Source organism: Flavonifractor sp. An112, assembly GCF_002161085.1.
Taxonomy (GTDB): Bacteria; Bacillota; Clostridia; order Oscillospirales; family Oscillospiraceae; genus Flavonifractor; species Flavonifractor avicola.
Genome location: NZ_NFLU01000008.1, coordinates 107,933 through 131,818, shown reverse-complemented (window position 1 = coordinate 131,818; position 23,886 = coordinate 107,933). Strand labels below are relative to the sequence as shown.

Here is a 23,886-nt window from a genome sequence, read left to right as displayed (position 1 = left end):
TTTACACAGACGCAAGGGATTTTACTTGCAAAGCATTGAAATCCGGTCTATAATGAACTTGTATCGGATAAAACAAGGTAAGGAGTGTATAGGAACCGGACAGATCTGCTTGGAGGTGGGATCGTGTTTCAGGTAGGGGACAAAATCGTTCACCCGATGCATGGTGCTGGTATTGTGGACAGCATCGTGCAGAAGAAAATCAACGGTGTCGTACGGGAGTACTACATTCTCAAGCTGCCTGTGGGCGGGATGCTGGTCATGATCCCCACGGAGAACAGCGAGGAGATTGGTGTGCGCCCGGTGATCAACGGGGAGGAGGCGGAACGCGTCATTGCCGCCATTCCCGGCATCGAGGTGGATATGACCCCAAACTGGAACCGCCGTTACCGGGAAAATATGCTCCGGCTGAAAAGCGGGGATTTGCTGGAAGTGGCTCGGGTGGTAAAGGGACTGACCCACCGGGATGAGGAGCGGGGCCTCTCCACCGGAGAGCGCAAGATGCTCCACTCCGCCAAACAGATTCTGATCTCAGAGATCGTGCTCTCCCAGAACGCCAGCTATGAGGACGTGGAAAAGCGCATCAATACCGCTATGGCGTAATAGGATACAACGGAGGGACGGCCAACCGCCCCGCCCATATCAAGCGATAAAAAGGGGCCGGCAGGCTCCTTTTTTGTAGAAGGAGGAACCAACATGGCAGGCATATTCTCCCGGCTGTTTCATCGGGACAGGCCGGAATCCCTCCGCTGCGGCGCGGTGGTGCCTGCGGCGGGCAGCTCCACCCGGATGGGGCAGGACAAAGTGCTGCTCCCCCTGGACGGGGTGCCGGTGATCCTCCGCACCCTGCGGACCCTGGACAACTGCCCCCTCATTGACGAGATCGTGGTGGTCACCCGGGAGGATTTGATCGTGCCCATCAGCGGCCTGTGCCGGGATGCCGCCCTGTCCAAGGTGCGAAAGGTAGTACGGGGCGGGGAGACCCGCACCCAGTCGGTACTGGCCGGGGTGGAGGAGCTGAGCCGCTCCATCGAGCTGGCCGCCATCCACGATGGCGCCCGTCCTCTGGTGAGCCAGAAGGTACTGGAGGAAGTAATCCGCCGGGCGGCCCAGTGCGGCGCCGCCGCCCCCGCTGTGCCGGTGAAGGATACAGTAAAGGTGGCCCGGGACGGTCTGGTGGAGTCCACCCCCGACCGGTCGGTGCTCTACGCCGTCCAGACCCCCCAGGTGTTCCAACGGGATCTGATTCGAGGGGCCCTCACCAAGGCACTGGAGGCGGATGCCGCCCTCACTGACGACTGCTCCGCTGTGGAGCGGCTGGGTATCGGGGTGGCTCTGACCCAGGGCGATTACTGCAACCTGAAACTGACCACGCCGGAGGACGTGGCTATGGCTGAGGCCCTGCTGGCCTGGAGGGAAGAAGTATGAGAATCGGACACGGATATGACGTACATAAGCTGGTGGAGGGCCGGAAGTTGATTTTGGGCGGGGTAGACATCCCCTGGGAGAAGGGGCTGCTGGGCCACTCCGACGCCGACGTACTGACCCACGCCATTATGGACGCCCTGCTGGGGGCGGCGGCCCTGGGGGACATCGGCAAGCTGTTCCCCGATAACGACCCGGCCTACGCCGGGGCGGACAGCCTGGTGCTGCTGGAGCGGGTGGGGGAGCGCCTCACCCAGGCCGGGTACCGGGTGGGCAACATTGACGCTACCATCCTGGCTCAACGCCCCAAGCTGGCCCCTCACATTTCCCAGATGAGGGCCAATCTGGCCGCCCGGCTGGGACTGGACGTGGATCAGGTTAGCGTGAAGGCCACCACCGAGGAGGGCCTGGGCTTTACCGGGACAGGGGAGGGTATGGCCGCCCACGCTGTCTGTCTGCTGGAGTCCATTTAAATGCACGGTTCACCCTTTGCTCCTCTTGCACATATGCTGGTGCGAGAGGAGCGTTTTTTATGGTCTATTATCTCATTGTCTGCCGCTCCCTGACCTATGCCCAGCGGACAGCCGCCGCGCTGGAGCGGGCGGGGATCACGGCCCGCATTCTTCGATCCCCCAAACTCATCGACCGGGAGGGGTGCAGCCACTCGGTGAAGGTGGCCGAGCGCAGCCTTACCAACGCCCTGGTGATCCTGAACCGGGCGGGCCTCAACCCTAAACGGATTTTCCTCCAGGCGGAGGACGGCGGCTACCGGGAGGTGGGGCTGTGATCTATCTGGACAGTGCAGCTACTACCCTGCAAAAGCCTCCCGCTGTGGCCCGGGCGGCGGCCTGGGCGGTGGGAAATCTGGCCAGCCCCGGCCGGGGCGGCCATCTGCCCGCCCGCCGGGCGGCGGAGACCGCCTTTGCCTGCCGTCAGGCGGCGGCCGACCTCTTCGGCATGGAGAGCCCCGAGCAGGTGGTGTTCACCTTCAACGCCACCCACGGCCTGAACATCGCCATCCGTTCCTTGGTGAAGCCGGGGGACCGGGTGCTCATCTCCCCCTGGGAGCACAATGCCGTCACCCGGCCGCTCCACGCCCTGGGGGCGGAGATCATGGTAGCCAAAGCCCCTCTGTTTGACCGGCAGGGGCTGCTGGACGCTTTTGAGGCGGGGCTGGAGGCGGACCCGGCGGCGGTGGTGTGTACCCACGTCTCCAATGTGTTCGGTTTCATCCTGCCCATAGAGGAGATCGCCGCCCTGTGCCGCCGCCGGAGGATTCCCCTCATCGTGGACGCCTCCCAGTCCGCCGGCTGTCTGCCGGTGCGGCAGGGGAAGCTGGGGGCGGCCTTCATCGCCATGCCCGGCCACAAGGGGCTGTACGGCCCCCAGGGGACCGGGCTGCTCCTCTGCGCCGGGGAGGCGGTCCCTCTGATCCAGGGTGGTACCGGCAGTGCCTCCGCCCTCCAGACCATGCCAGATTATTTGCCTGACCGGCTGGAGGCGGGGACCCACAACCTGCCCGGTATCGCCGGATTGCTGGCGGGGCTGCGCTATGTGACCGCCCGCACGCCAGAGACTATCGGCAGGAGAGAGGGAGCTCTCATCCGCCGGGCAGCCCAGGGTCTGGCCCGACTGCCCCATGTAAAAGCCTTTCAGGCACGGGACCCGGCCTGTCAGAGCGGCGTGCTCTCCTTCCAGGTGGAGGGGATGGACTGCGAGGCGGTGGGGGAGACCCTGAGCCGCCGGGGCATCGCCGTGCGGGCGGGGCTCCACTGCGCCCCCCTGGCCCATGAAAACGCCGGCACTCTGGAGGCGGGCACCGTCCGGGCCAGTGTCTCCGACTTCAATACCCCGGCGGAGGTGGACCGGTTTGTGTGGGAGGTCTCCCGGCTGGTCCAGTCCTCCCGCTGAGCGAAATGCCCTCCAAGGCCCTCGGCCCGGAGGGTTTTTTGCTGCCAGGAAAGCGTCGGACCCCGTCGGATCTGAGGGAACGGTGAGCGGAATTCACAGAAAATTGATCTTGCTTACCCTTGTCAATCACAGGGGAATACAGTATAATAAATTGGTTAAAGTAGGTCGGTTCAACAGGACCGGCCAGGGAGCAATGACCGGCGCCGCCGGAGAGCGGGAGACGTGGGAGTATGGAAGGCATTTTATATCTGCTGCAGCAGCTCAAAGGGATGGTGACCCCCATCGGGATCTTCGATATCATCGACATCCTGATTATGGCGTTTATCATCTATAAGCTCATTATGCTCATCCGCCGCACCAGCTCCGGGGCGGTGGCAAAGGGCATTTTGGTGCTCATTGTGGCCCTGTGGGCCTCCAGCCTGCTTCAGCTTAACACCGTTAATTTCCTGCTGGGCAGGGTGGTGGAATGGGGCGTTGTGGCTCTGGTGGTCATTTTCCAACCGGAGATCCGCCGCTTCCTGGAGCAGATGGGCCGTACCAGCCTGGGCCAGGTTTTTACCCACGCTGAGGAACGCAACGAGTTGGACGGGGCCATCACCCAGACGGTGGAGGCCTACGCCTCTCTGTCCAAGTCCAAGACCGGCGCGCTGATGGTGTTTGAGCGGAAGAATATGCTGGATGATGCCATCAAGACAGGCACTGCCCTGGACTGCTCGGTGAGCGCCGAGCTTCTGAAAAACATCTTCTGGAACAAGGCCCCCCTCCATGACGGCGCCGTCATCGTCCGGGGCGGCCGGATCGTGGGCGCGGGCTGTATGCTCCCCATGTCGGGCAACGTGAATCTGTCCCGGGAGCTGGGTATGCGCCACCGGGCGGGTATCGGCGCCAGCGAGCACACCGACGCGGTGGTGGCCATCGTGTCGGAGGAGACCGGCTCCATCTCGGTGGCGGTGGGCGGGATGCTCAAGCGGCATCTGGCCCCCGAAACCCTGGAACGGCTGCTCCGCAATGAGCTTATGCCCGAGCAGGAACAGACCGAAGCTCCGTCCAAGTTCAAATTTATGTCGCTGTTCCGGGGCGGAAAGGGGGAGAAGCTGAATGGTGAGAAAGATCACTGATTCCAAGTGGTTCTATATTCTGGTCTCCCTGCTGCTGGCCTTCGCCCTTTGGATCTATGTGGGCAAGGAGGCCAACCCCCTGACCACCGGTACCGTCCGCAACGTACAGGTGGTGTTCAGCGGCCTGGACGTGCTGGAAGAGCGGGGCCTGATGATCTCCCAGGGAGCCGATCAGACGGTGAGCCTCAACATCCAGGCCCGCCGGGAGGTGTTCAACCGCCTGTCCCAGGGGGATGTGACGGTGAATATCGATGTGTCCGGTATTACCGAACCGGGTGAGCAATCCATTCCCATCACCACCCGTATCATCAACTATCCCCGATCCATCACCTCCACCGACGCCATCGATCTGCGGTATACAAGCCCCTCCACTGTGGACTTTACCGTGTCCCGCTGGACGGAAAAGGACGTGCCAGTACAGGCGGTCTTTGAGGGCAGTGTGGCTGAGGGCTATCAGCGGGGTGAATTTTCCATTACTCCGGAGACTATTACCGTTAAAGGCCAGGAGGAACTGGTGGACCAGGTGCAGTACGCTCAGGTGACGGTGGCTCAGCAGGAGCTGACCAGCACCTATAGCGAACAGTGCCCGGTAACCCTCATGGATGCGGACGGAAACGCGGTGAGCGGGAGCAACATTCAGGCCGATCCCCAGACCGTTCTGGTGACCCTGCCGGTAGAGGTGCTCAAGGAGGTACCCCTCACCGTCAACCTCATCGAGGGCGGCGGCGCTACGGCGGCCGACACCAAGGTGACCTTCAGCCCCACCGACACCATCATGGTGTCCGGCGATCAGGCTGATGTGGAGGGCCTGAAGGAAATCTCCCTGGGTGATATCAAACTGGCCGACGTATACGGCACCAATGTGTTTACCAAGGAGATTGAGCTCTCCCCGGAGCTGACCAACGTCAGCGGCATTACCGAAGTGAATGTGACGGTGACCATTCAGGGTCTGGCTACCCGCACCATGAAGGTGGACAACATCGAGATCATCAACACGCCCGAGGGCTATGAGGCGGAGGCCATCACCAAGTCGTGCAGCGTCCTCATCCGGGGCCCGGAGGAGGAGGTCAATGAGATCACCGAGTCCCAGCTTCGGATCGTAGCCGACCTGTCCAACACCGATCCCTCCACCGGCAGCCGCACTGTCCCGGTCAAGGTCTACCTGGATGGCAGCAGCAGCGTGGGCGTGGTGGGCGAATACGCCATATCCGTGTCTCTGACCTAGATTCCTGTCACAGAATAAAGAGAAAAACCAAGGTGATCCCATGATTCAAACTGCAAAAGTAACCAAAGTATTTCCCGATGGCCGGGCGGAGGTGGCGGTGAAGCGCCAGTCCGCCTGCGGCCACGACTGCTCTAAGTGCGGCGGCGGATGCAGCGAGCTGATGGTCAGCTCCACCGTGGCCGTCATGGCGGCCAACCCGGTGCGGGCCATGCCCGGCGACATGGTACGGGTGGAGTCCTCCACCGGCGGCATTCTGAAGGCGGCTGTGGTGGTCTATCTGGTGCCTTTTATCCTGTTTTTCCTGGGCTATTTTATCTGCGCTGCCTTTCAGCTGAGCAGCGGTATCAGCGCCGCGGTGGGCGGCATCGGCTTTGCCCTGGGCGTGCTGCTGGCGGTGCTGCTGGACCGGCAGGTCCGCCGCAACCGCTCCATTACCTTCTGTATCACCGCCATCAATCCCGCTGACTGATGTTCGGCTATGTGCGTCCCTGGCGGGACGAACTGAAGGTGCGCCAGAACCGGGACTATGAGGCCCTCTACTGCGGGGTATGCCACGCTCTGGGCAAGCGCCACGGCTTTCTGGCCCGGATGTTTCTCAACTACGACTTCACCTTCCTGGCCATGCTGCTGGACGGGGCCAAGCCGGAGCCTGCCTCCAGACGGTGTCCCGCCCGGCTGTGGTGCAGGAAAAAGAACTGCGTCCTCTCTGACGGAGTGGACGCAGCCGCCGATGCCGGTACCATCCTCAGCTACTGGAAGCTGCGGGATACGGTGGATGACAGCGGGTTCTGGAAGGGGCTGACTGCCCGGCTGCTGTCCCGGATGCTCCGCCGTGGCTACCGGAAGGCTGCCGCTGCCCGGCCTGATTTTGACGGCCAGGTGCGCCAATGTCTGACGGAGCTGCAGGCGTTGGAAGGGGAGAAGTGCCCCTCCATCGACCGGACGGCGGATACCTTTGCCCGGCTACTCACCGCTGCCGCGCCCCCCTCAGGGGACCGGGCACGGGACCGGGCCATGGAACAGCTGCTCTACCACATCGGACGGTGGATCTACCTGGTGGACGCCTGGGACGATCTGGAGGAGGACAAGCGTACCGGCTCCTACAATCCCATCCTGACCCGCTTTGACGGCAGGCCGGAGGAGGGACGGGAGACGATGCGCACCACTCTGCGTCACTCCCTCAATCTGGCCCGGTCCGCCATGGCCCTGCTGGAGTTGGGCCACTGGCAGGAGACGGTGGAGAACATCCTCTATCTGGGCCTGCCCGCCGTGGAAGAACTGGTTTTTACCGGCCAATGGAAGGCCGTCAATCATACAGACAGGAGAAAACATACATGAGCGATCCTTACAGCGTATTGGGTGTAAAGCCCGACGCCAGCGACGACGAGATCAAGCGGGCGTACCGGGAACTGGCCCGGAAGTACCATCCCGACAACTATCAGAACAATCCTCTGGCCGATCTGGCGGAGGAGAAGATGAAGGAGATCAACGAGGCCTACGACGCCATTACCAAGATGCGCTCCGGCGGCGGCCACCAGGGCGGAAGCTATCAGGGCGGCTATCAGCAGTCCTACGGCTCCTCCTCCCAGGGCTCCAGCCTGTACAACCAGGTCCGCCAGGCCATCAACATGGGGGATCTGAGCCGGGCCGAGCAGCTGCTCCGCTCCGCCCCCAACCAGGATGCCGAGTGGCACTTCCTCACCGGCTCTCTGGCCTACCGGAAGGGTTGGCTGGACGAGGCCACCCAGCACATCCAGATGGCCTGCAACATGGACCCCTCCAACGCCGAATACCGTCAGGCCCTGATGATGATGCGTCAGGGCGGCCAGGCCTACCGGCCCTACGGCTACGGCGGTGGCCCCGACGCCTGCGATATGTGTACCGCCTGTATGTGTCTCAACTGCCTGTGCGGCGGCTGCGGGAACTGAGCCATGGCAGGGCGTGGTTCTTATCGCGGCGGCGCGGGCCGGACAGCGCTGGTGGGCCTGCTCACCGGCCTGTCCCTGATTTCCCTCTACCTGGCCTTCCTGGCGCCCAGCGGCAAGCTGGCGCTGGTGGCGGTGGCGGGGGTGTTTCCGGCAGGGGCGGTGGTGTCCGCCAGCCTGGCCGCCGGGTTCTTCTGCTACGGCGCCACCGGTATTCTGGGTCTGCTCCTTATCCCCAGCAAGAGTGTGGCGCTGCTCTACCTGATTTTCTTCGGATTGTGGCCCATGGTGAAAAGCTTGCTGGAGCGGCTGCCCAGCCGGGTACTGGAATGGGTGGGCAAGCTGGTCTGCTGCAACATCGCCCTGGCGGTGCTGTGGCTCGGGCTGAAGGCACTCTTTCTGCCCTTTTTGCCCGCCGCCCTCAGCCAGAGCTGGATGGTCTTTGCTGCCGGCAACATCGGCTTTGTCATCTATGACATCGGCTTTTCCAAGCTCATTGCCTTCTATGTGGCCCGGGTGGACAGGGGCTTGCGGAAGAATCGGTAGTCTGATATAATATGTAAGATTAGATGCTTTCCTCCCGCCCGGCGGCGGGAGACACTATACACGACAGGGGGAACCCCATTTGGTCAAGAGTATGACCGGCTATGGCCGGGGAGAGGCCAACCTGAACGGCCGTCCCATCACGGTGGAGCTGCGTTCGGTGAACAACCGCTATCTGGACTGCACCGTCAAGCTGCCCCGCATCTATGTGTTTGCCGAGGACGCGGTGAAGAGCCGGGTGCAGAGCCGGATTTCCCGGGGTAAGGTGGACGTGTACATCACCATTGGCCCCTCCGCCAATGGCGACGTGTCCATTTCGGTGAATAAGCCGGTGGCCGACGGCTATTACGCTGCCCTCAAGGACCTGCGGGATACCTATGGCCTGCGGGACGACATCTCTGTATCCCTGCTCTCCCGGTTCCAGGACGTGTTCCTGGTGGAAAAAACCCAGGAGGACCTGGAGGCCCTGTCTGCCGATATCTGTACGGTGCTGGATCTGGCGCTGGACGACTTTGACGCCATGCGCACCCGGGAAGGGGAGAAGCTGTGCCAGGACGTCCGGTCCCGGGCGGCCACCATCGAGGGCCTGGTGTCCAAGGTGGAGAAGCGCTCTCCCGGCATCGTGGCCGACTATCGTGCCAAGCTGGTGGCCCGGATGAATGAGGTGCTCCAGAATACTCAGATCGACGAGAGCCGCATTCTCACCGAGGCGGCCATCTATGCCGACAAGGTGGCGGTGGACGAGGAGACTGTCCGCCTGCGCAGCCATCTGTCCCAGCTGGACCATATGCTGAGCCAGGGCGGCGCCATCGGCCGCAAGCTGGACTTTTTGATTCAGGAGTTCAACCGGGAGGCCAACACCATTGGCTCCAAGTGCAGCGATATTGAGACCGCCGGCTATGTGGTGGATATCAAGGCCGAGATCGAGAAGATCCGGGAACAGATCCAGAACATCGAGTAAGGAGCGGCCCCATGAAACTGATCAACATCGGCTTTGGCAACATGGTATCGGCGGGGCGGCTTATCGCCATCGTCAGTCCGGAATCCGCCCCCATCAAGCGTATGGTGCAGGAGGCCCGGGATAAGGGCAACCTGATCGACGCCACTTATGGACGGCGTACCCGGGCGGTGCTCATCATGGACAGCGACCACATCGTGCTCTCGGCCCTCCAGCCGGAGACGGTGGCAGGCCGACTGGGCGGAAAAGAGACAGAAGCCGCAGAGGAGGAAGAAGCGCCTTGATGGGAAAGAAAAAGGAACGGGGCACGCTCATCGTGCTGTCCGGCCCCTCGGGAGTCGGAAAGAGCACCGTGATCGCCGAGCTGCTCAGCGAACGCAAGGACATCCATTTTTCCGTGTCCTTCACCACCCGGCAGCCCCGGGTGGGCGAGGAGAACGGAGTGAACTACAACTTCGTCGCCCGCGAGGAATTTGAGCGGATGATCGCCAACGACGAGCTGTTGGAATACGCCGAATATGTCCATAATTACTACGGCACCTCTCTGCGGGTGATCCGGGAGAAGCTGGATGCCGGTATCGACGTGCTGCTGGACATCGAGGTCCAGGGTGCCGCCAAGGTACGTGCCAAGTGCCCCGACGCGGTATGTATCTTCATCGTACCCCCCTCCTTTGAGGAGCTGTCCCGCCGGCTGCACCGCCGGGCTACCGACAGCGAGGAGGTCATCCAGGGCCGGCTTCAGAAGGCCCGGGAGGAATACCGGGAGATCCCCAATTACGACTATCTGGTGGTCAATGACAAGGTGTCCGACGCGGCGGAGGAGATCATCTCCATCCTCACCGCCGAGGGATGCCGCACCAAAAACCGCATGAATCTGGTAGAAGGAGTCTGATCGAATATGATGCTCGAACCCCCTATGAACAAACTGCTGGAGCAGGTGCCCAGCCGCTATATGCTGGTGAACGTGGTGGCCCAGCGGGCCCGTCAGGTGGCCACCGAGGCGGAGGACGCCGGCATCTCTCTGGACGATAAGCCTGTCACCATCGCCATCCGTGAGGTGGCCGAGGGTAAGGTGGAGCTGAACCAGGAAGAGGCCTGATATGAGAGGAATGAGAGGCAAGCGACAGACTTTCCGGCCTGTCGCTTGCCTCGGGCTGTCCTTAGGCCTTGTTTGAAGATTGTCAACAAGCCCAATCGGCGGGCCTTTTGCCCCCTGGACGGCACTATTTTTCCTTGAAATCCGTCAGGATTCCTGCAAAAAAATTGCTTGCCAGCGGCCAAAATTCCTCGTCGCTGGGCATATCGCCAATATTCAAACAAAGCCTAGGGGAAATGGGAAGGAGATGGACATGGTAGCGAAAATCGCCCTCAAGGCTGCCACCTACGCCATCGACAAGCCCTACGACTACGCTGTGCCTGCCGAGCTAACTGTTACTCTGCGGCCTGGGATGCGGGTCATCGTGCCCTTCGGCGCGGGCAACCGCCGCACCGAGGGCATTGTGCTGGCCCTGGAAGCCCAGGGCCCGGCAGGTGTGTCCCTAAAGCCGGTGCTCACCGTGCTGGATGACAGCCCGGTGCTGGACGGTGAGGCCATCAAGCTGGCCCTGTGGATGCGGGAGCGGTGGTTCTGCACCGTGTACGATGCCGCCCGGGCCATGCTGCCGGCGGGGCTGTACTATGCACTCCAGGACCAGTGGAAGGTGGCCGAGGGGGTGGACCGGGAGGCGGCCTTTGAGGCCGCCGGCAAGTCGGACCACGCCCGGCAGGTGGTGGAGCTGCTCTTTGCAAACGGCGGCTGCGCCGATGTGACCGCCATTCGGGAGGCCTTCGGCACCAAAGACCCCAATCCCGCCCTTAAGCTGCTGCGGGACAAGGGGATCATCACCCTGGAGACCAGTGCCTCCCGCGGGGTGGGGGACAAGACCGAGCAGGTGGCCACCCTGGCCATGCCCGCCCAGGAGGCCCTGGATCAGGCTGCCGCACGGCGGCGAACCGCCCCACTGCAATATGCGGTGGTGGAGCTGCTGTGTGTCATCGGCGAAGCTTCCACCAAGGAGCTGTGCTACTTCACTGGGGCCAGTTCGTCCACCCTCCGCGCCCTGGCCAAAAGCGGGGTGATCACCCTGGAAAAGCGGGAGGTCTACCGCCGGGTACAGGTGGAGGGCGTGGAGCAGCTGGCCGAGCCGGTGCTCAACGGCGAACAGCAGGCCGCCTTTGACAGCCTCAACGCTTTGGCTGCCGGAAATAAGCCCGCCGCTGCGCTGCTCTACGGCGTCACCGGCAGCGGCAAGACCCAAGTATACCTGAAATTGATCTATGAAACCCTGCGGCGGGGGAGAACCGCTCTGGTGCTGGTGCCCGAGATCTCCCTGACCCCTCAGCTTATGCGCCTGTTCTCCTCCCACTTCGGGGAGCAAATCGCCGTGCTGCACTCCTCCCTGAGAGCGGGGGAGCGGTACGACGAGTGGAAGCGCATCAAGGCGGGGGAGGCCCGGGTGGTCATCGGTACCCGCTCCGCTGTCTTTGCTCCCCTGAAGGGCCTGGGCCTCATTGTGTTGGATGAGGAGCAGGAGGGGACCTATCAGTCGGAAAACGTGCCCAAGTACCACGCACGGGACGTGGCCAAGTTCCGCTGTGTCCAGCACAAGGCCCTGCTGCTGCTGGCCTCGGCTACCCCGTCCATTGAGACCATGTACCAGGCCCGGCAGGGCGCCTACCAGCTGTTTACCCTGAAACAGCGGTACAATCAGCGGCCTCTGCCCCCGGTAGAGATCGTGGATATGAAGGGGGAGCTGCGCTCCGGCAACGGCACCGACCTGAGCGGCGTGCTTACCCGGGCCCTGGCGGATACCGCCGCCCGGGGGGAGCAGGCCATTCTGCTGCTCAACCGCCGGGGTGCCAGTCGGATGGTGAGCTGCGGGGAGTGCGGCGAGGTGCCCACCTGCCCCCGGTGCTCCGTCCACCTCACTTACCACTCGGCCAACGGGCGGCTCATGTGCCACTACTGCGGCCACTCCCAGCCTTTGCCCCCTGCCTGTCCGTCCTGCGGCGGTACCCTGAACTTCATCGGGGCGGGTACCCAGAAGGTGGAGGAGGAGCTGACCGAGGCTTTGCCCGGTCGGGAGGTGCTGCGGATGGACGCCGACTCCATTTCGGCCACCCACAGCCACGAGAAGCTGTTCTCCCGGTTTGAACGGGAGAACATCCCGGTGCTGCTGGGCACCCAGATGGTGGCCAAGGGTCTGGACTTTCCCAACGTGACTCTGGTGGGCGTCATCAACGCCGACCAGTCCCTGTATGTAGACGACTACCGGGCGGGTGAGCGCACCTTCTCGCTGCTCACCCAGGTAGTGGGTAGAGCGGGCCGCGGAGTCCGGGGGGGACGGGCCGTCATCCAGACCTATACCCCCGACAACGACGTGATCCGCTGCGCCGCCCGCCAGGACTACGACGGCTTCTATCAGCAGGAGATCGCCCTGCGGCGGCTGCGGGGCTGCCCGCCCTTCCGGGATCTCTTCGTGCTCACCGCCTCAGGCAAGCTGGAGGCGGCGGTGCTGCGGACCTGTATGCGGCTGCGGCGTACTTTGGAGGGCTGGCTGAGGCTGCCCGCCTATGAGGGATTGGAGGTCCAGCTGCTGGGTCCCGCCCCGGCCTCCATCGCCAAAATCAACGAGCGCTACCGCTACCGGCTCACCATGGCCTGCGCCAACACCAAGCCGGTGCGTGATATGATCGCCGCCCTGCTGCGGGCGGCCCAGACCGATAAAGAAAACAAAGGGGTGTCGGTGACTGCCGACGTGAACCCACTGGATTAGGAGGAAGAACATTATGGCACTGCGTACCATTCTTACCGACGGCGATCCCGCCCTGCACAAGGTCTGCCGTCCTGTGACCCAGTTTGATGAAAAGCTCCACGACCTGCTGGACGACATGAAGGAGACGCTGGCCAAAGCCAACGGCGCCGGACTGGCCGCTCCCCAGGTGGGCATCCTCCGCCGGGCGGTTATCGTGGTGGATGCCAACGATGAGATGCTGGAGCTGGTCAACCCGGAGATCATTGCCCGGGAAGGGGAGCAGGAGGGCTTTGAGGGCTGCCTGTCCGTTCCCGGCCGCTGGGGCGTGGTGAAGCGTCCCATGAAGGCCAAGGTGCGGGCTCAGGACCGCAACGGCAACTTCTTTGAGGTGGAGGGCGAGGAGATCGTGGCCCGCTGCTTCTGCCACGAACTGGACCATCTGGACGGCCATCTGTTTACCGAGCTGGCTGGCCGCCTGTACACCAACGAGGAGTTGGAAGAGATGATGGCGGAGGAGGACGACGCATGAGAATCCTCTTTATGGGTACGCCCGATTTCGCGGTGCCCTCTCTGGAGGCCCTGATTCAGGCGGGTCACCAGATCTGCGGGGTGTTCACCCAGCCCGACAAGCCCAAGAACCGGGGCATGAAGCTTCAGGCTCCGCCGGTGAAGGAGTGCGCTCTGGCCCACGATATCCCGGTGCATCAGCCCACCAAGCTGCGGGATGGTACCGCTCTGGCTCTGATCCAGGAGCTGGCTCCCGAGCTCATTGTGGTGGCCGCCTACGGCCGCATCCTGCCCGACGACATTCTGGCCGCGCCTCCCAAGGGCTGCATCAACGTCCATTCGTCCCTGCTGCCCAACTACCGGGGCGCCGCTCCCATCAACTGGGCGGTGCTCAATGGGGATAAGGAGACCGGCGTGACCATCATGCACATGGCCCACGACCTGGACGCCGGAGACATCATCTCTCAGGCATCCACCCCCATCGATCCCGATGAGACGGTGGTGACCCTCCACGACCGGCTGGCTGTGCTGGGGGCCCAGCTGCTGGTGGAGACGGTGGCTCAGATTGACGCCGGTACTGCTACCCGCACCCCTCAGGACCATGACAAGGCCACCCTGGCCCCCATGCTGAGCCGGGAACTGTCCCCCATGGACTTCACCCGCACCGCCCGTCAGCTCCACGACCAGGTCCGGGGCCTGATTCCCTGGCCCGCCGCCGTGGCTACCTTGGGAGACAAGCGGTGTAAAGTATTTAAAACTGTCGTTTCTGAGGAGCGCACCAACACTGCTCCCGGCACTGTTCTGGCCGCCGGGAAGGATGGCCTGGCGGTGGCCTGCGGGGAGGGCACCGTGCTGCGGCTGGAGGAGATCCAGCCTGACGGCGGCAAGCGCATGAAGGCTGCCGACTACCTGCGGGGCCATCCCATTGAGGTGGGGACCGTGCTGTCCCTGCCGGAGCAGGGGAAATGAACCTGATCTGGACCCTGGCGGTCACCGGCGTGGTGGCCGCCCTGGGTTTGTACCTTGTGCTGCGGTGGCTGGGCCGGGCCGGTGTGCCGGTGCCCCTGGCCGCCAAAGGACTTGCAGCCAAGGGCTATATGCCTGACAGCAGAGAATGTGTAAAGGCATTTGCCGTTACATTTGGATTCCGTATTTTGATCTTCCTGCTGGTGGGGTTGGTGGCCTGTTTCGTGCTTTATCCCGGCTCCGGTCCCGACGCCTTCCTGTGGATCTGGAAGAAATGGGACGGCCTGCACTACGTCAATCTGGCGGAGCTGGGCTATTCCGGCTATGTGGAGGACGGGAAAAATCTGTTTCTGGTGTTTTTCCCCCTGTATCCCTGGCTGATGCGGGTGATTTCCCTTATCACGGGCAATACTATGGCGGCGGGGCTGCTGATTTCCTTTGCCTGTTACGGGGCGGGCTGTGTCTTTCTCTACAAGCTGGCCGCCTTTGAGCTGGGCAGGGGAGGCGCCCGGCGGACGGTGCTCTTTCTGTCGGTGTATCCCTACGCCTTCTTCTTCGGCGGCATTATGACGGAGAGCTTGTTCCTGCTTACCACCGCCGCAGGGCTGTGGTACATCCGCCGCCACCGCTGGTGGCTGGCGGGGATATGGGGGCTGTTGGCCGCCATGACCAGGATGCACGGCGTCCTGCTCATTGGGGCGGCAGCGGCCGAGCTGGTGGAGCATATGGGCCGTTTTGATTGGAAAACCATTGCCCGCAGACTGCCAGCTCTACTGCTGCCAGCTGTGGGCACCCTGATCTATTTGACCCTCAACTGGTCTGTAACTGGCAACCCATTTGCCTTTACAGTTATGCAGCAGCACTGGAGTCAGGGTTTTTGTCCCATTGCCGATACCCTGTGGTATGTGCTGCAAAACGCCCTGAGCTACCCTGCGGAGCTGGTGCGGTACCAGATTTGGATCCCCACCATTGTGCTCTTCCCGGTGTTCTTTGCCCTGCTGGTATGGGCCCGGAACAAGTTCCGGGGTATGTACACTCTGTACGGCTTTGTCTACCTGGTGCTCAACTATTCTTTGTCCTGGCTGCTCAGCGCCGGACGCTATCTGTCCTGCGCCCTGCCCTTTTTCCTGTTTGCCGCCGCCCTCACCCAGAGGAGGCCCAAGCTGACGGGGGTCATCGCCGCCGCCATAGGGGCGGGATTCCTGCTCAATCTGTTCTGGTTCCTCACGGGGGGCCAGGTCATGTGACTGGAGGTCATTATGCCCTTTTTCTACTATTTTGACACCTATTACTGGATTATTCTGGTGCCCGCCATGCTCATTGCCCTGCTGGCCCAGATCAACGTGTCCTCTACCTTCAACCGCTATTCCCGCATTGCCAGCCGCCGGGGCCTTACCGGCGCTCAGGCTGCGGAGGAGGTACTGAAGGCCCACGGGGTGTACGGCGTGCGCATCACCCGGGTGTCCGGTAAGCTTACCGACCACTATGACCCCCGGACCAATACCATCCGGCTGTCCGATGCGGTGTATGGTTCCACCAGCATCGCCTCGGTGGGAGTGGCCGCCCATGAGGCGGGCCACGCCGTCCAGTACGCCCAGGAGTACGGTCCTATCAAACTGAGAGGGGCCATCATCCCGGTATGTAACTTCAGCTCCCAGATCTCCATCCTGCTCATTATCCTGGGCTTTGTCCTGTATTCCAGGCCCCTGTTTGCCGTGGGCGTGGTGCTCTTTGCCGTGGCCGCCTTCTTCCAGGTGGTCACCCTGCCTGTGGAGTTCAACGCCTCCCGCCGGGCAATCCAATCCTTGCAGGATACCCATATGCTGGACGACCAGGAGCTGCGGGGGGCCAAGAAGGTGCTTGGGGCTGCTGCCATGACCTATGTGGCCGCTCTGCTGGTGTCCATTGCCCAGCTGCTGCGCTATATCCTGGCTTTTAACAGCCGCCGGAGGGATTGACATATGACTGCCAGAGAAGCGGCCCTCCGGGCCCTGGTGGCCTGCGAACAGCAGGGCGCCTGGTCGGACGGCTTTTTGAAGAAGATCCTGCGTACCGCCGGACTGGACAGCCGGGACGCAGCCCTCACCACCCGGCTGTGCTTTGGTGTGCTCCAGAACAGGCTGCTGCTGGACTACTACCTGGGCAAGCTGTCCACGGTGAAGCTGGAAAAAATGGAGCCTGCCGTCCGCAATGCCTTGCGGCTGGGGGCCTATCAAGTGTTATTCCTTGACAGAGTGCCCGACCACGCCGCCGTCAGCGAGGCGGTGGATCTGGCACGGAAGGGCTCCAAGAATCCCCGGTCCGCCGGTCTGGTGAACGGTGTGCTTCGGTCCCTGGTGCGGCAGAAGGACAGCCTGGAGCCGCCGGAGGACCCGGCGGTGCGGTACAGCCATCCCCAGTGGCTGGCCGACCTCTTTACCCGCCGGCTGGGCAGGGAGGAGGCCGCCGCCCTTATGGCGGCCAACAACGGGGAGCCGCCCACCTGCGCCCAGGTGAACACCACCAAGGCCACGGTGGAAGAAGTGACCGATTCCCTCCGGGCGGAGGGAGTGGAGGTCCAGCCTCACCCCTGGCTGCCAAACTGCCTGCTGCTGTCCCACACCGGCAGCCTGGAGGAGCTGGCCGCCTTCCGGGAGGGCCTCTTTTACATTCAGGACGCCGCCGCCAAGCTGGCGGTGCTGGCCGCCGACCCCAGAGAAGGCATGGACGTACTGGACGCCTGCGCCGCCCCCGGCGGCAAGTCCTTTGCCGCCGCCATTGCCATGTGGGGCGAGGGGAAGGTGGTCTCCTGCGACATCTACCCACATAAGATGGACCTGATCCAGGCGGGAGCCAAGCGGTTAGGCCTGGACTGCATTACAGCGGAAGTGCTGGACGGCAGGGAGTGTAAAGAAGAATTCCTTGACGGATTTGACCTGGTATTGGCCGACGTGCCCTGCTCCGGCCTGGGTATCATCCGCAAGAAGCCGGACATCCGCTACAAGGACCCCAAGCCCCTGGAGGGGCTGCCCCGGGTCCAGAAGGCCATTCTGGACAATGTGTGCCGCTACGTCCGTCCAGGCGGTGTGCTGCTCTACGCCACCTGCACCCTGCTGGAGCGGGAGAATGAGGACGTAGTGCGGGCATTTTTAGACAAGCATAAAGACTTTACATTGGAGCGTTTTCAGGTGCCCGGCGACTTTGAAGGCGCCAGGGAGGGCATGGTGACCTGCTGGCCCCACCGCCACGGCACTGACGGCTTTTTTTTCGCCAAGCTGCGGCGGATGCGGGGGGTGTATGAGGTCCGGCCCAACGAGGGCATGGGTCCCTTCACCCTGGGCATGACCCAGGCGGAGGCGGAGGACGCCCTGAACAAGCTGAATGAGGAAGAGCACCAAGCCGTGGAGGTGTGGCACCGCTTCGGCGGGTACGGCTCGCCCCAGACCTTCCAGCTGGAGTATGAGGACGGAAAGCTGAGCCGCATTGGACTGGACCGGTGCGAGGATCTCAAGGTCCTGTACCGAGGCCTGGATCTGACGGGTACCCACGCCGAGGACCTGATCCCGGCCCTGGCCAAAGAGACCGGCTATGTGTGTGACTGTGAGGACCATGAGCTGGCCTGTACCTATGAATTTCCCGCCCTGGGTCTGGAGCTGTGGCGGGAGAGCGCCTACCACCCCAAGCTGCTGGCGGTTCCGGAATTCCAGGAGCTGATTCAGGCGCTGCCGGAAAATCTGGAGTACGAGCAGGACCACGGCTGGTGCTTTGCCCAGGTGTGGGTCCAGACCGGGTCCTTCCGGGCCCAGTGTCCTCTGGAGCCGGGCACGGCCCCTTATGCCCACCCCGTCAAGCCAACGCCTCCGGAGCGGGAGCCTACGGCGGAGGAGATGATTGCGTTCCTCCATAGAAAATACGGACTGATACCGCCGGAAAGGCCCGGCAGGGGAGAGTAACATGACTGACATCAAATCTATGGATCTGGCGGAGATGACCGCCTATTTCAAAGAGCTGGGGGAGCCCGCCTTCCGGGCCAAGCAGGTCTTTCAGTGGCTCCACCGGGGGGTACGCTCCTTCGATGAGATGACCAACCTGTCCAAGGCCCTGCGGGAGAAGCTGAAGGCCGACTGCCTCCTGTGTCCGCCGGAGGTGGAGCGCAAGCAGGTGTCCGCTCTGGATGGCACCATCAAATATTTATGGCGCTTATCCGACGGAAACTGCATTGAAACCGTTTTGATGCGCTACCATCATGGGAATACTGTGTGTATCTCCTCTCAGGTGGGCTGCCGCATGGGGTGCGCCTTCTGTGCCTCCACTCTTGGTGGCAAGGTAAGAGACTTGACACCTGCTGAGATGCTGGACCAGGTGCTCTTTACGCAGATCGATTCCGGCCACACCATCAGCAATATTGTGCTCATGGGCATCGGCGAACCCCTGGACAACTTTGACACGGTGCTGCGGTTCCTATCCCTGGTCAACAGCCCCGACGGACTCAACATCGGGATGCGCCACATCTCTCTGTCCACCTGCGGTCTGGTCGAAAAAATTGACAAACTGGCCGAGCATCAGTTACAATTAACCCTATCGGTATCTCTCCATGCTCCCGACGATGAGACCCGCAGCAAGCTCATGCCGGTGAACAGAAGCGTGGGCGTGGAGAAGCTCTTTGACACCTGCCGCCGGTATTTTGAAAAGACCGGGCGGCGGATCTCCTATGAGTACGCCATGGTGGACGGGGTGAACGATTCCGACTGGCAGGCTGACCTGCTGGCCAGTCACCTGAAGGGCACCCCGGGCCATGTGAACCTGATCCCCCTGAACCATGTGGCGGAGAGCCCTCTCAAGCCCAGCCGCCGGGTGGCCCAGTTCCAGAAGCGCCTGGAGTCCCACGGCATTACTGCCACGGTGCGGCGCAAGCTGGGCGGGGACATCGACGCCTCCTGTGGTCAGCTCCGCAGGAAGGCCATGCTGCATACCGATGATTAAGCTGCACTGGCTAAACGCCAGTTCCATTGTTTTGCCGCAGGCCCGGGCAGCAGGGCCGACCGGCTGGAAAAGAGGCTGATTCACTATGATCAAAGCGTGGGGCATCACCGATAAAGGCGTGGTGCGTACCCAGAATCAGGACGGGTATTACTTAGACGTGCCGTCGGAACACCTGGCCGTAGGCGTGGTGTGCGACGGTATGGGCGGCGCCAAGGCGGGCAACATCGCCAGCCTCATTGCCGTGGAGACCTTCGTGGATACCCTCCAGCACGCCCAGGGCGAGCCGGATACCCCGCCGCCGGCGGTGCTGGCCCGTGCGGCGGAGGAGGCCAACGGCGCGGTATACCGCCGGGCCAGTTCCGATCCCGACTGCTTCGGTATGGGCACCACCATGGTGGCGGTGATGGTGGTGGAGAACACCGCCTACCTGCTGAACATCGGAGACAGCCGGGCCTACCACATCAACGAAGAGGGGATCACCCGGCTCACCCGAGACCACTCGGTGGTGGAGGACATGGTGGCCCGGGGAGACATCACCCCGGAACAGGCCCGCACCCATCCCCGAAAGAACCTGATCACCCGGGCGCTGGGCGCGGAGGAGCGCATCCGGGCCGACCTGTATGAGCGGGAGCTGGTCAGCGGAGACTACCTGCTGCTGTGCTCCGACGGGCTGAGCAACATTCTCTCCGACCAGGAGCTGCTCTATGAAGTCATCCACGGGGGAGATCCCGCCGGCTGCTGCCAGCGGCTGCTGGACATCACCATCTCAAGAGGTGCGCCGGACAACGTGACGGCGGTCCTCTTCCAGATCCTTTGAAAAGGGGGTAATGAACTATGGATCAGTACATAGGGAAATTACTCGACAACCGATATGAAATTCTGGAGCGCATCGGCATCGGCGGCATGGCCGTGGTGTACAAGGGCCGGGATCACCGGCTCAACCGGCTGGTGGCCATCAAGATCCTGAAGGAGGAGCTGGCCTCCGACGCCGAGTTCCGCCGCCGCTTCCACGATGAGTCTCAGGCCGTCGCCATGCTGTCCCATCCCAATATCATGGCGGTGTACGACGTGTCCCACACGCCCGAACTGGACTATATCGTCATGGAACTGCTGGACGGCATCACCCTCAAGCAGTATATGCAGAAGAAGGGTGGCAAGCTGGCCTGGCGGGAGGCCCTTCACTTCATCACCCAGATCATGAAGGCCCTGTCCCACGCCCACAGCCGGGGCATTATCCACCGGGACATCAAGCCCCACAATGTGATGGTGCTGCGGGACGGATCCCTGAAGGTGGCCGACTTCGGCATCGCCCGGCTCACCTCCTCGGCACAGGCTACCCTGACCCAGGAGGCCCTGGGCTCGGTCCACTATATCTCCCCCGAGCAGGCCCGGGGCAGCCACATCGACGCCCGCAGCGACATCTACTCCGCCGGCGTGGTGCTCTATGAGATGATCACCGGCCGCCTGCCCTATGAGGGAGATTCCCCTGTGGCAGTGGCCATTCAGCACATCAATTCCATCCCCCTGTCTCCCAGAGAGATCGATCCGGAGATCCCCGAGGCTCTGGAAGCCATCACCATGAAGGCCATGGCCTCCGACGTGAACCAGCGGTATATCTCCGCCGACGCCATGCTGGCCGACCTGGAGGAGTTCCGCAAGAATCCCTCCATCAACTTTGACTATACCCCGGCGGATCTGCTGGTCACCGAAGGGGATGAGCCTACCCAGGTGCTGGGGGCCAATACCCCCAGCAATGTGCGGACCCAGCCCGCCCACGCCGACCGCTATGAGGAGGATACCTGGACCCGGTCCAGAGGTCCCCGGCGGGAGGAGGACCCCCGCAGCCGTACCAAAAATAAGCGGTACGAGGATGACTATGAGGAGGTCCGGGGTGCCAACAGCCGTCTGCCCATCTTCCTGGCCATCGGTGCGGTGGCTCTGTTCCTGGTGGGCATGGGTGTGTTCCTGTGGTTCTCCTTCTTCAATGGCCTGGGCGGCGGCAGTTCCACTCAGTATAATGTGCCCAAGCTCATTGGCATGACCGTGGAGGAGGCCGAGCAGCACTCCGACGTGGTGGAGGCTGGCTTCCATATCGTGGTCGGCAATACGGTGGACAGCAGTCTGCCTGCCGGTCAAATCGTATCTCAGGACCCGGAGAGCGGCCGTAACGCCCAGGCGGGCGCAACCATCACCGTGGATCTGAGTAATGGCAGCGACTCCGACGAGCTGGAGGAGGGCGTCATGCCCAACCTGGTGGACCGGGACAAGCGGATCGCCATCAGCGAGCTTAACGCCCTGGGCTACAGCGAGGAGAAGGGCAACCTGGTGATCCAGGAGGAGGCCAGCGAGGACGTGACCAAGGATTACGTCATCTCCACCGATCCCAAGGCCGACGCCAGCCTGGAGGGCGTGGATAAGGTGACCCTGGTGGTGAGCACCGGCCCGGACGAGGAAACGGCCACCGTCATCAACTTTGTGACCATGACGGAGCAGGAAGCCCGGGATGCCGCCGACAAGCTGGGCCTGACGGTCTCTGTGGAAGAGGTGTACGACGACTCGGTGGAAGCCGGCCATGTGTGCTGGCAGAGCATCGATCCCAACACCGAGGTGGAGAAGGGCCAGACCATCCGCCTGCGGGTGAGCAAGGGTTCCGACCCCTCCGCCGGCGAACCCACCACCCAGCCCAGCACCGATCCCAATGAGTCCACTCCGCCCACCGACCAGCCCACCGAGTCCCCCAGCAGCCAGCTGAAAACCATCTCCTACACCGTCAATCTGCCCCGGGATCGGGACAGCGTGGAGGTGGTGATCACGGTGGACGGACAGGAGCAGTACCGCAAGACCCTGGATACGGTTCAGCAGCTGGTGACGGTGCCCCTGAAGGGCAGCGGCACCCAGACCGTCGGCGTCTACTTCGACGGCCAGCTCAGCCTGAGCGAGCCCAAAGACTTCGGCTGATATGGAAGGGATCATTTTAAAAGCCCTCAGCGGCTTCTACTATGTGGACGACGGCTCCGGCAGGCTCACCGCCTGCCGGGGTCGCGGCAAATTCCGCCACCAGAAGGTGAGCCCCCTGGTGGGGGACCGGGTGGAGTTCACTCCCCTGGAGGGGGAGAGCGGCATCCTGGACGCCATTCTGCCCCGGAAAAATGAGTTCCAGCGCCCGGCAGTGGCGAATATTGACCAGCTGGTGGTGGTGGCCTCCGGGGCCATCCCGGTCACCGATCCCTTTCTGATCGACCGGGTGGTGTCCATCGCCGAGGGGCGGGACTGCGAGAGCATCATCGTCCTCAACAAGTGCGATCTGGACGGGGCGGACAGCCTGTACGACACCTATACCAGGGCGGGCTTCACTACCCTGCGGGTGAGCGCCCAGACGGGGGAGGGCATTGATCAGCTGGCCGCTGCCATTGTTGGAAAGGTATCTGCCTTTACAGGCAATTCCGGTGTAGGCAAGTCCTCCATTCTCAACGCCCTCCAGCCCGACTTCCATATTCGGGTGGGCGAGGTGTCCGACAAGCTGGGCCGTGGCCGCCACACCACCCGCCATGTGGAGTTGTTCCGGCTGGACAGCGGGGCCATCGTGGCCGACACCCCCGGCTTCTCCTCCTTTGATACCGAGGAGATGGAGCTGCGGCGGCCGGAGGAGCTGCAATACACCTTCCGGGAGTTCGCTCCCTATCTGGACCAGTGCCGGTTTACCGGTTGCGCCCATGTAAAGGAAAAAGGCTGTGCAGTCCTTGCGGCGGTAAAAGCGGGGGAGATCCCGGCCAGCCGTCACCAGAGCTATGTGCGGCTGTACCAGCAGGCAAAGGAAGTGCCGGAATGGCAGAGAAAATAACCAAACAGGCCCTCATCGTCGGCGCAGCCCCCTGCGCCGACCTGGCTTTTCTGGGGGCGTATCTGGAGGGAAAGGACTGGACGGTGATCTGCGCCGACGGCGGGCTGCAAACCGCTCTGGCCGCCGGGCTGAAACCGGACTACCTCATCGGGGACTGGGACTCCGGCGGCGGCCCCGCCGGGGACGTGCCCTATGCCACCCTGCCGGTGGAGAAGGACTTTACCGACCTCCAGGCGGCGGCCCACTGGGCCTTGGAACAGGGGTGCAAAGAGCTGCTGCTGTGCGGCTGCACCGGCGGCAGGCTGGACCACACCGCCTCCAATCTGGTGCTGCTGGAGTGGATCGCCCGCCGGGGCGGCAAAGCCGTCATGGCCGACGGGGACAACGAGGTGCGTTTTCTGGAAAACGGCGGCCTTACGCTGGAAGATACGCCCCACTATCACTATCTGTCCATCATCCCCCTGGACAAGACTGTAAAGGGTGTTACCTTGTGTGGCGTCAAATACCCTCTGGAAGGAGCGGAACTCACCCGTGGGGACACCCTGACCGTCAGCAATGAGCCCTCCGGGCCGGTGATGGAGATCTCTGTGGAGGAGGGGGCAGTGCTGGTGATCCGCAGCCAGCGGGAATAACACAAGAGGACCCGAAGGGGGCGGCAAAAGCCGCCCCCTGTTTTATCGTCCGCCTTTGAGGCATGAACACAACCGCCTTCCT

At 62.7% G+C, this 23,886-nt stretch carries 26 protein-coding genes; all 26 read left to right on the top strand.

Annotated elements, in window-relative coordinates:
• The first annotated feature begins 123 nt into the window (after positions 1–123).
• The 26 genes from B5E56_RS08955 to B5E56_RS08830 all read left to right on the top strand — a co-directional run bounded on the left by B5E56_RS08955 (position 124) and on the right by B5E56_RS08830 (position 23,804).
• Positions 124–600 carry a CarD family transcriptional regulator gene (locus B5E56_RS08955; RefSeq protein WP_087187914.1) on the top strand — a complete coding sequence of 159 codons (477 nt, stop codon included), beginning with the start codon at positions 124–126 and terminating at the stop codon, positions 598–600.
• Between the two features lie 93 nt (positions 601–693).
• Complete coding sequence (gene ispD / locus B5E56_RS08950; protein ID WP_087389410.1) at positions 694–1,425, top strand: 2-C-methyl-D-erythritol 4-phosphate cytidylyltransferase; 732 nt, start codon at positions 694–696, stop codon at positions 1,423–1,425.
• Entirely contained in the window at positions 1,422–1,895 is a 474-nt protein-coding gene (ispF, locus tag B5E56_RS08945; RefSeq protein WP_087187916.1) for a 2-C-methyl-D-erythritol 2,4-cyclodiphosphate synthase, read from the top strand. The genes ispD and ispF overlap by 4 nt, the downstream gene beginning before the upstream one ends.
• A gap of 59 nt (positions 1,896–1,954) precedes the next feature.
• The gene (locus B5E56_RS08940) at positions 1,955–2,209 is read left to right on the top strand and encodes a DUF3343 domain-containing protein (RefSeq protein WP_087389409.1); all 255 of its coding nucleotides are present in this window, start codon (positions 1,955–1,957) and stop codon (positions 2,207–2,209) included.
• Positions 2,206–3,333 (top strand): aminotransferase class V-fold PLP-dependent enzyme, encoded by a 1,128-nt coding sequence (locus B5E56_RS08935; RefSeq protein WP_087389408.1) that lies wholly within the window; start codon positions 2,206–2,208, stop codon positions 3,331–3,333. Before B5E56_RS08940 ends, B5E56_RS08935 begins: the two co-directional genes overlap by 4 nt.
• A 230-nt stretch (positions 3,334–3,563) precedes the next feature.
• Complete coding sequence (cdaA, locus tag B5E56_RS08930; protein ID WP_087187919.1) at positions 3,564–4,451, top strand: diadenylate cyclase CdaA; 888 nt, start codon at positions 3,564–3,566, stop codon at positions 4,449–4,451.
• Positions 4,432–5,676 carry a CdaR family protein gene (locus B5E56_RS08925; protein WP_087389407.1) on the top strand — a complete coding sequence of 415 codons (1,245 nt, stop codon included), beginning with the start codon at positions 4,432–4,434 and terminating at the stop codon, positions 5,674–5,676. The genes cdaA and B5E56_RS08925 overlap by 20 nt, the downstream gene beginning before the upstream one ends.
• A gap of 40 nt (positions 5,677–5,716) precedes the next feature.
• Positions 5,717–6,145, top strand: coding sequence for a SoxR reducing system RseC family protein (locus tag B5E56_RS08920; RefSeq protein WP_087187921.1), 429 nt, complete (start codon positions 5,717–5,719; stop codon positions 6,143–6,145).
• Positions 6,145–7,014, top strand: a complete 870-nt coding sequence (locus tag B5E56_RS08915; RefSeq protein ID WP_087389406.1) for a DUF5685 family protein — start codon at positions 6,145–6,147, stop codon at positions 7,012–7,014. The genes B5E56_RS08920 and B5E56_RS08915 overlap by 1 nt, the downstream gene beginning before the upstream one ends.
• Positions 7,011–7,604 carry a J domain-containing protein gene (locus tag B5E56_RS08910; protein ID WP_087327075.1) on the top strand — a complete coding sequence of 198 codons (594 nt, stop codon included), beginning with the start codon at positions 7,011–7,013 and terminating at the stop codon, positions 7,602–7,604. The genes B5E56_RS08915 and B5E56_RS08910 overlap by 4 nt, the downstream gene beginning before the upstream one ends.
• Before the next feature lie 3 nt (positions 7,605–7,607).
• A complete protein-coding gene (locus B5E56_RS08905) occupies positions 7,608–8,147 on the top strand; it encodes a hypothetical protein (RefSeq protein ID WP_087389405.1) in 540 nt (179 codons plus the stop codon).
• Between the two features lie 91 nt (positions 8,148–8,238).
• Positions 8,239–9,105, top strand: coding sequence for a YicC/YloC family endoribonuclease (locus tag B5E56_RS08900; protein ID WP_206404967.1), 867 nt, complete (start codon positions 8,239–8,241; stop codon positions 9,103–9,105).
• 11 nt (positions 9,106–9,116) lie between these two features.
• Complete coding sequence (locus tag B5E56_RS08895) at positions 9,117–9,386, top strand: extracellular matrix/biofilm regulator RemA (RefSeq protein ID WP_087187926.1); 270 nt, start codon at positions 9,117–9,119, stop codon at positions 9,384–9,386.
• Entirely contained in the window at positions 9,386–9,994 is a 609-nt protein-coding gene (gene gmk, locus B5E56_RS08890) for a guanylate kinase (RefSeq protein WP_164496874.1), read from the top strand. The genes B5E56_RS08895 and gmk overlap by 1 nt, the downstream gene beginning before the upstream one ends.
• A gap of 6 nt (positions 9,995–10,000) precedes the next feature.
• A complete protein-coding gene (gene rpoZ / locus B5E56_RS08885; RefSeq protein ID WP_087187928.1) occupies positions 10,001–10,201 on the top strand; it encodes a DNA-directed RNA polymerase subunit omega in 201 nt (66 codons plus the stop codon).
• Between the two features lie 250 nt (positions 10,202–10,451).
• The gene (gene priA, locus B5E56_RS08880; protein WP_242958871.1) at positions 10,452–12,917 is read left to right on the top strand and encodes a replication restart helicase PriA; all 2,466 of its coding nucleotides are present in this window, start codon (positions 10,452–10,454) and stop codon (positions 12,915–12,917) included.
• Between the two features lie 13 nt (positions 12,918–12,930).
• Entirely contained in the window at positions 12,931–13,425 is a 495-nt protein-coding gene (gene def / locus B5E56_RS08875; protein WP_087187930.1) for a peptide deformylase, read from the top strand.
• Positions 13,422–14,372 (top strand): methionyl-tRNA formyltransferase, encoded by a 951-nt coding sequence (gene fmt, locus B5E56_RS08870; RefSeq protein WP_087389402.1) that lies wholly within the window; start codon positions 13,422–13,424, stop codon positions 14,370–14,372. The genes def and fmt overlap by 4 nt, the downstream gene beginning before the upstream one ends.
• Positions 14,369–15,616 carry a glycosyltransferase family 39 protein gene (locus tag B5E56_RS08865; protein ID WP_087389401.1) on the top strand — a complete coding sequence of 416 codons (1,248 nt, stop codon included), beginning with the start codon at positions 14,369–14,371 and terminating at the stop codon, positions 15,614–15,616. Before fmt ends, B5E56_RS08865 begins: the two co-directional genes overlap by 4 nt.
• Before the next feature lie 12 nt (positions 15,617–15,628).
• Entirely contained in the window at positions 15,629–16,327 is a 699-nt protein-coding gene (locus B5E56_RS08860) for a zinc metallopeptidase (protein ID WP_087187933.1), read from the top strand.
• Between the two features lie 3 nt (positions 16,328–16,330).
• The gene (rsmB, locus tag B5E56_RS08855) at positions 16,331–18,301 is read left to right on the top strand and encodes a 16S rRNA (cytosine(967)-C(5))-methyltransferase RsmB (protein ID WP_087389400.1); all 1,971 of its coding nucleotides are present in this window, start codon (positions 16,331–16,333) and stop codon (positions 18,299–18,301) included.
• 1 nt (position 18,302) lies between these two features.
• The gene (gene rlmN, locus B5E56_RS08850; RefSeq protein WP_087389399.1) at positions 18,303–19,331 is read left to right on the top strand and encodes a 23S rRNA (adenine(2503)-C(2))-methyltransferase RlmN; all 1,029 of its coding nucleotides are present in this window, start codon (positions 18,303–18,305) and stop codon (positions 19,329–19,331) included.
• Positions 19,332–19,416: 85 nt separating this feature from the next.
• On the top strand, positions 19,417–20,148 hold the full coding sequence (locus tag B5E56_RS08845; RefSeq protein ID WP_087187936.1) for a Stp1/IreP family PP2C-type Ser/Thr phosphatase: 732 nt from the start codon (positions 19,417–19,419) through the stop codon (positions 20,146–20,148).
• Positions 20,149–20,165: 17 nt separating this feature from the next.
• Entirely contained in the window at positions 20,166–22,289 is a 2,124-nt protein-coding gene (gene pknB / locus B5E56_RS08840) for a Stk1 family PASTA domain-containing Ser/Thr kinase (RefSeq protein WP_087389398.1), read from the top strand.
• 1 nt (position 22,290) lies between these two features.
• A complete protein-coding gene (gene rsgA / locus B5E56_RS08835) occupies positions 22,291–23,172 on the top strand; it encodes a ribosome small subunit-dependent GTPase A (protein WP_087389397.1) in 882 nt (293 codons plus the stop codon).
• Positions 23,157–23,804, top strand: a complete 648-nt coding sequence (locus tag B5E56_RS08830) for a thiamine diphosphokinase (RefSeq protein WP_087389396.1) — start codon at positions 23,157–23,159, stop codon at positions 23,802–23,804. The genes rsgA and B5E56_RS08830 overlap by 16 nt, the downstream gene beginning before the upstream one ends.
• The last annotated feature ends 82 nt before the right edge of the window (positions 23,805–23,886 follow it).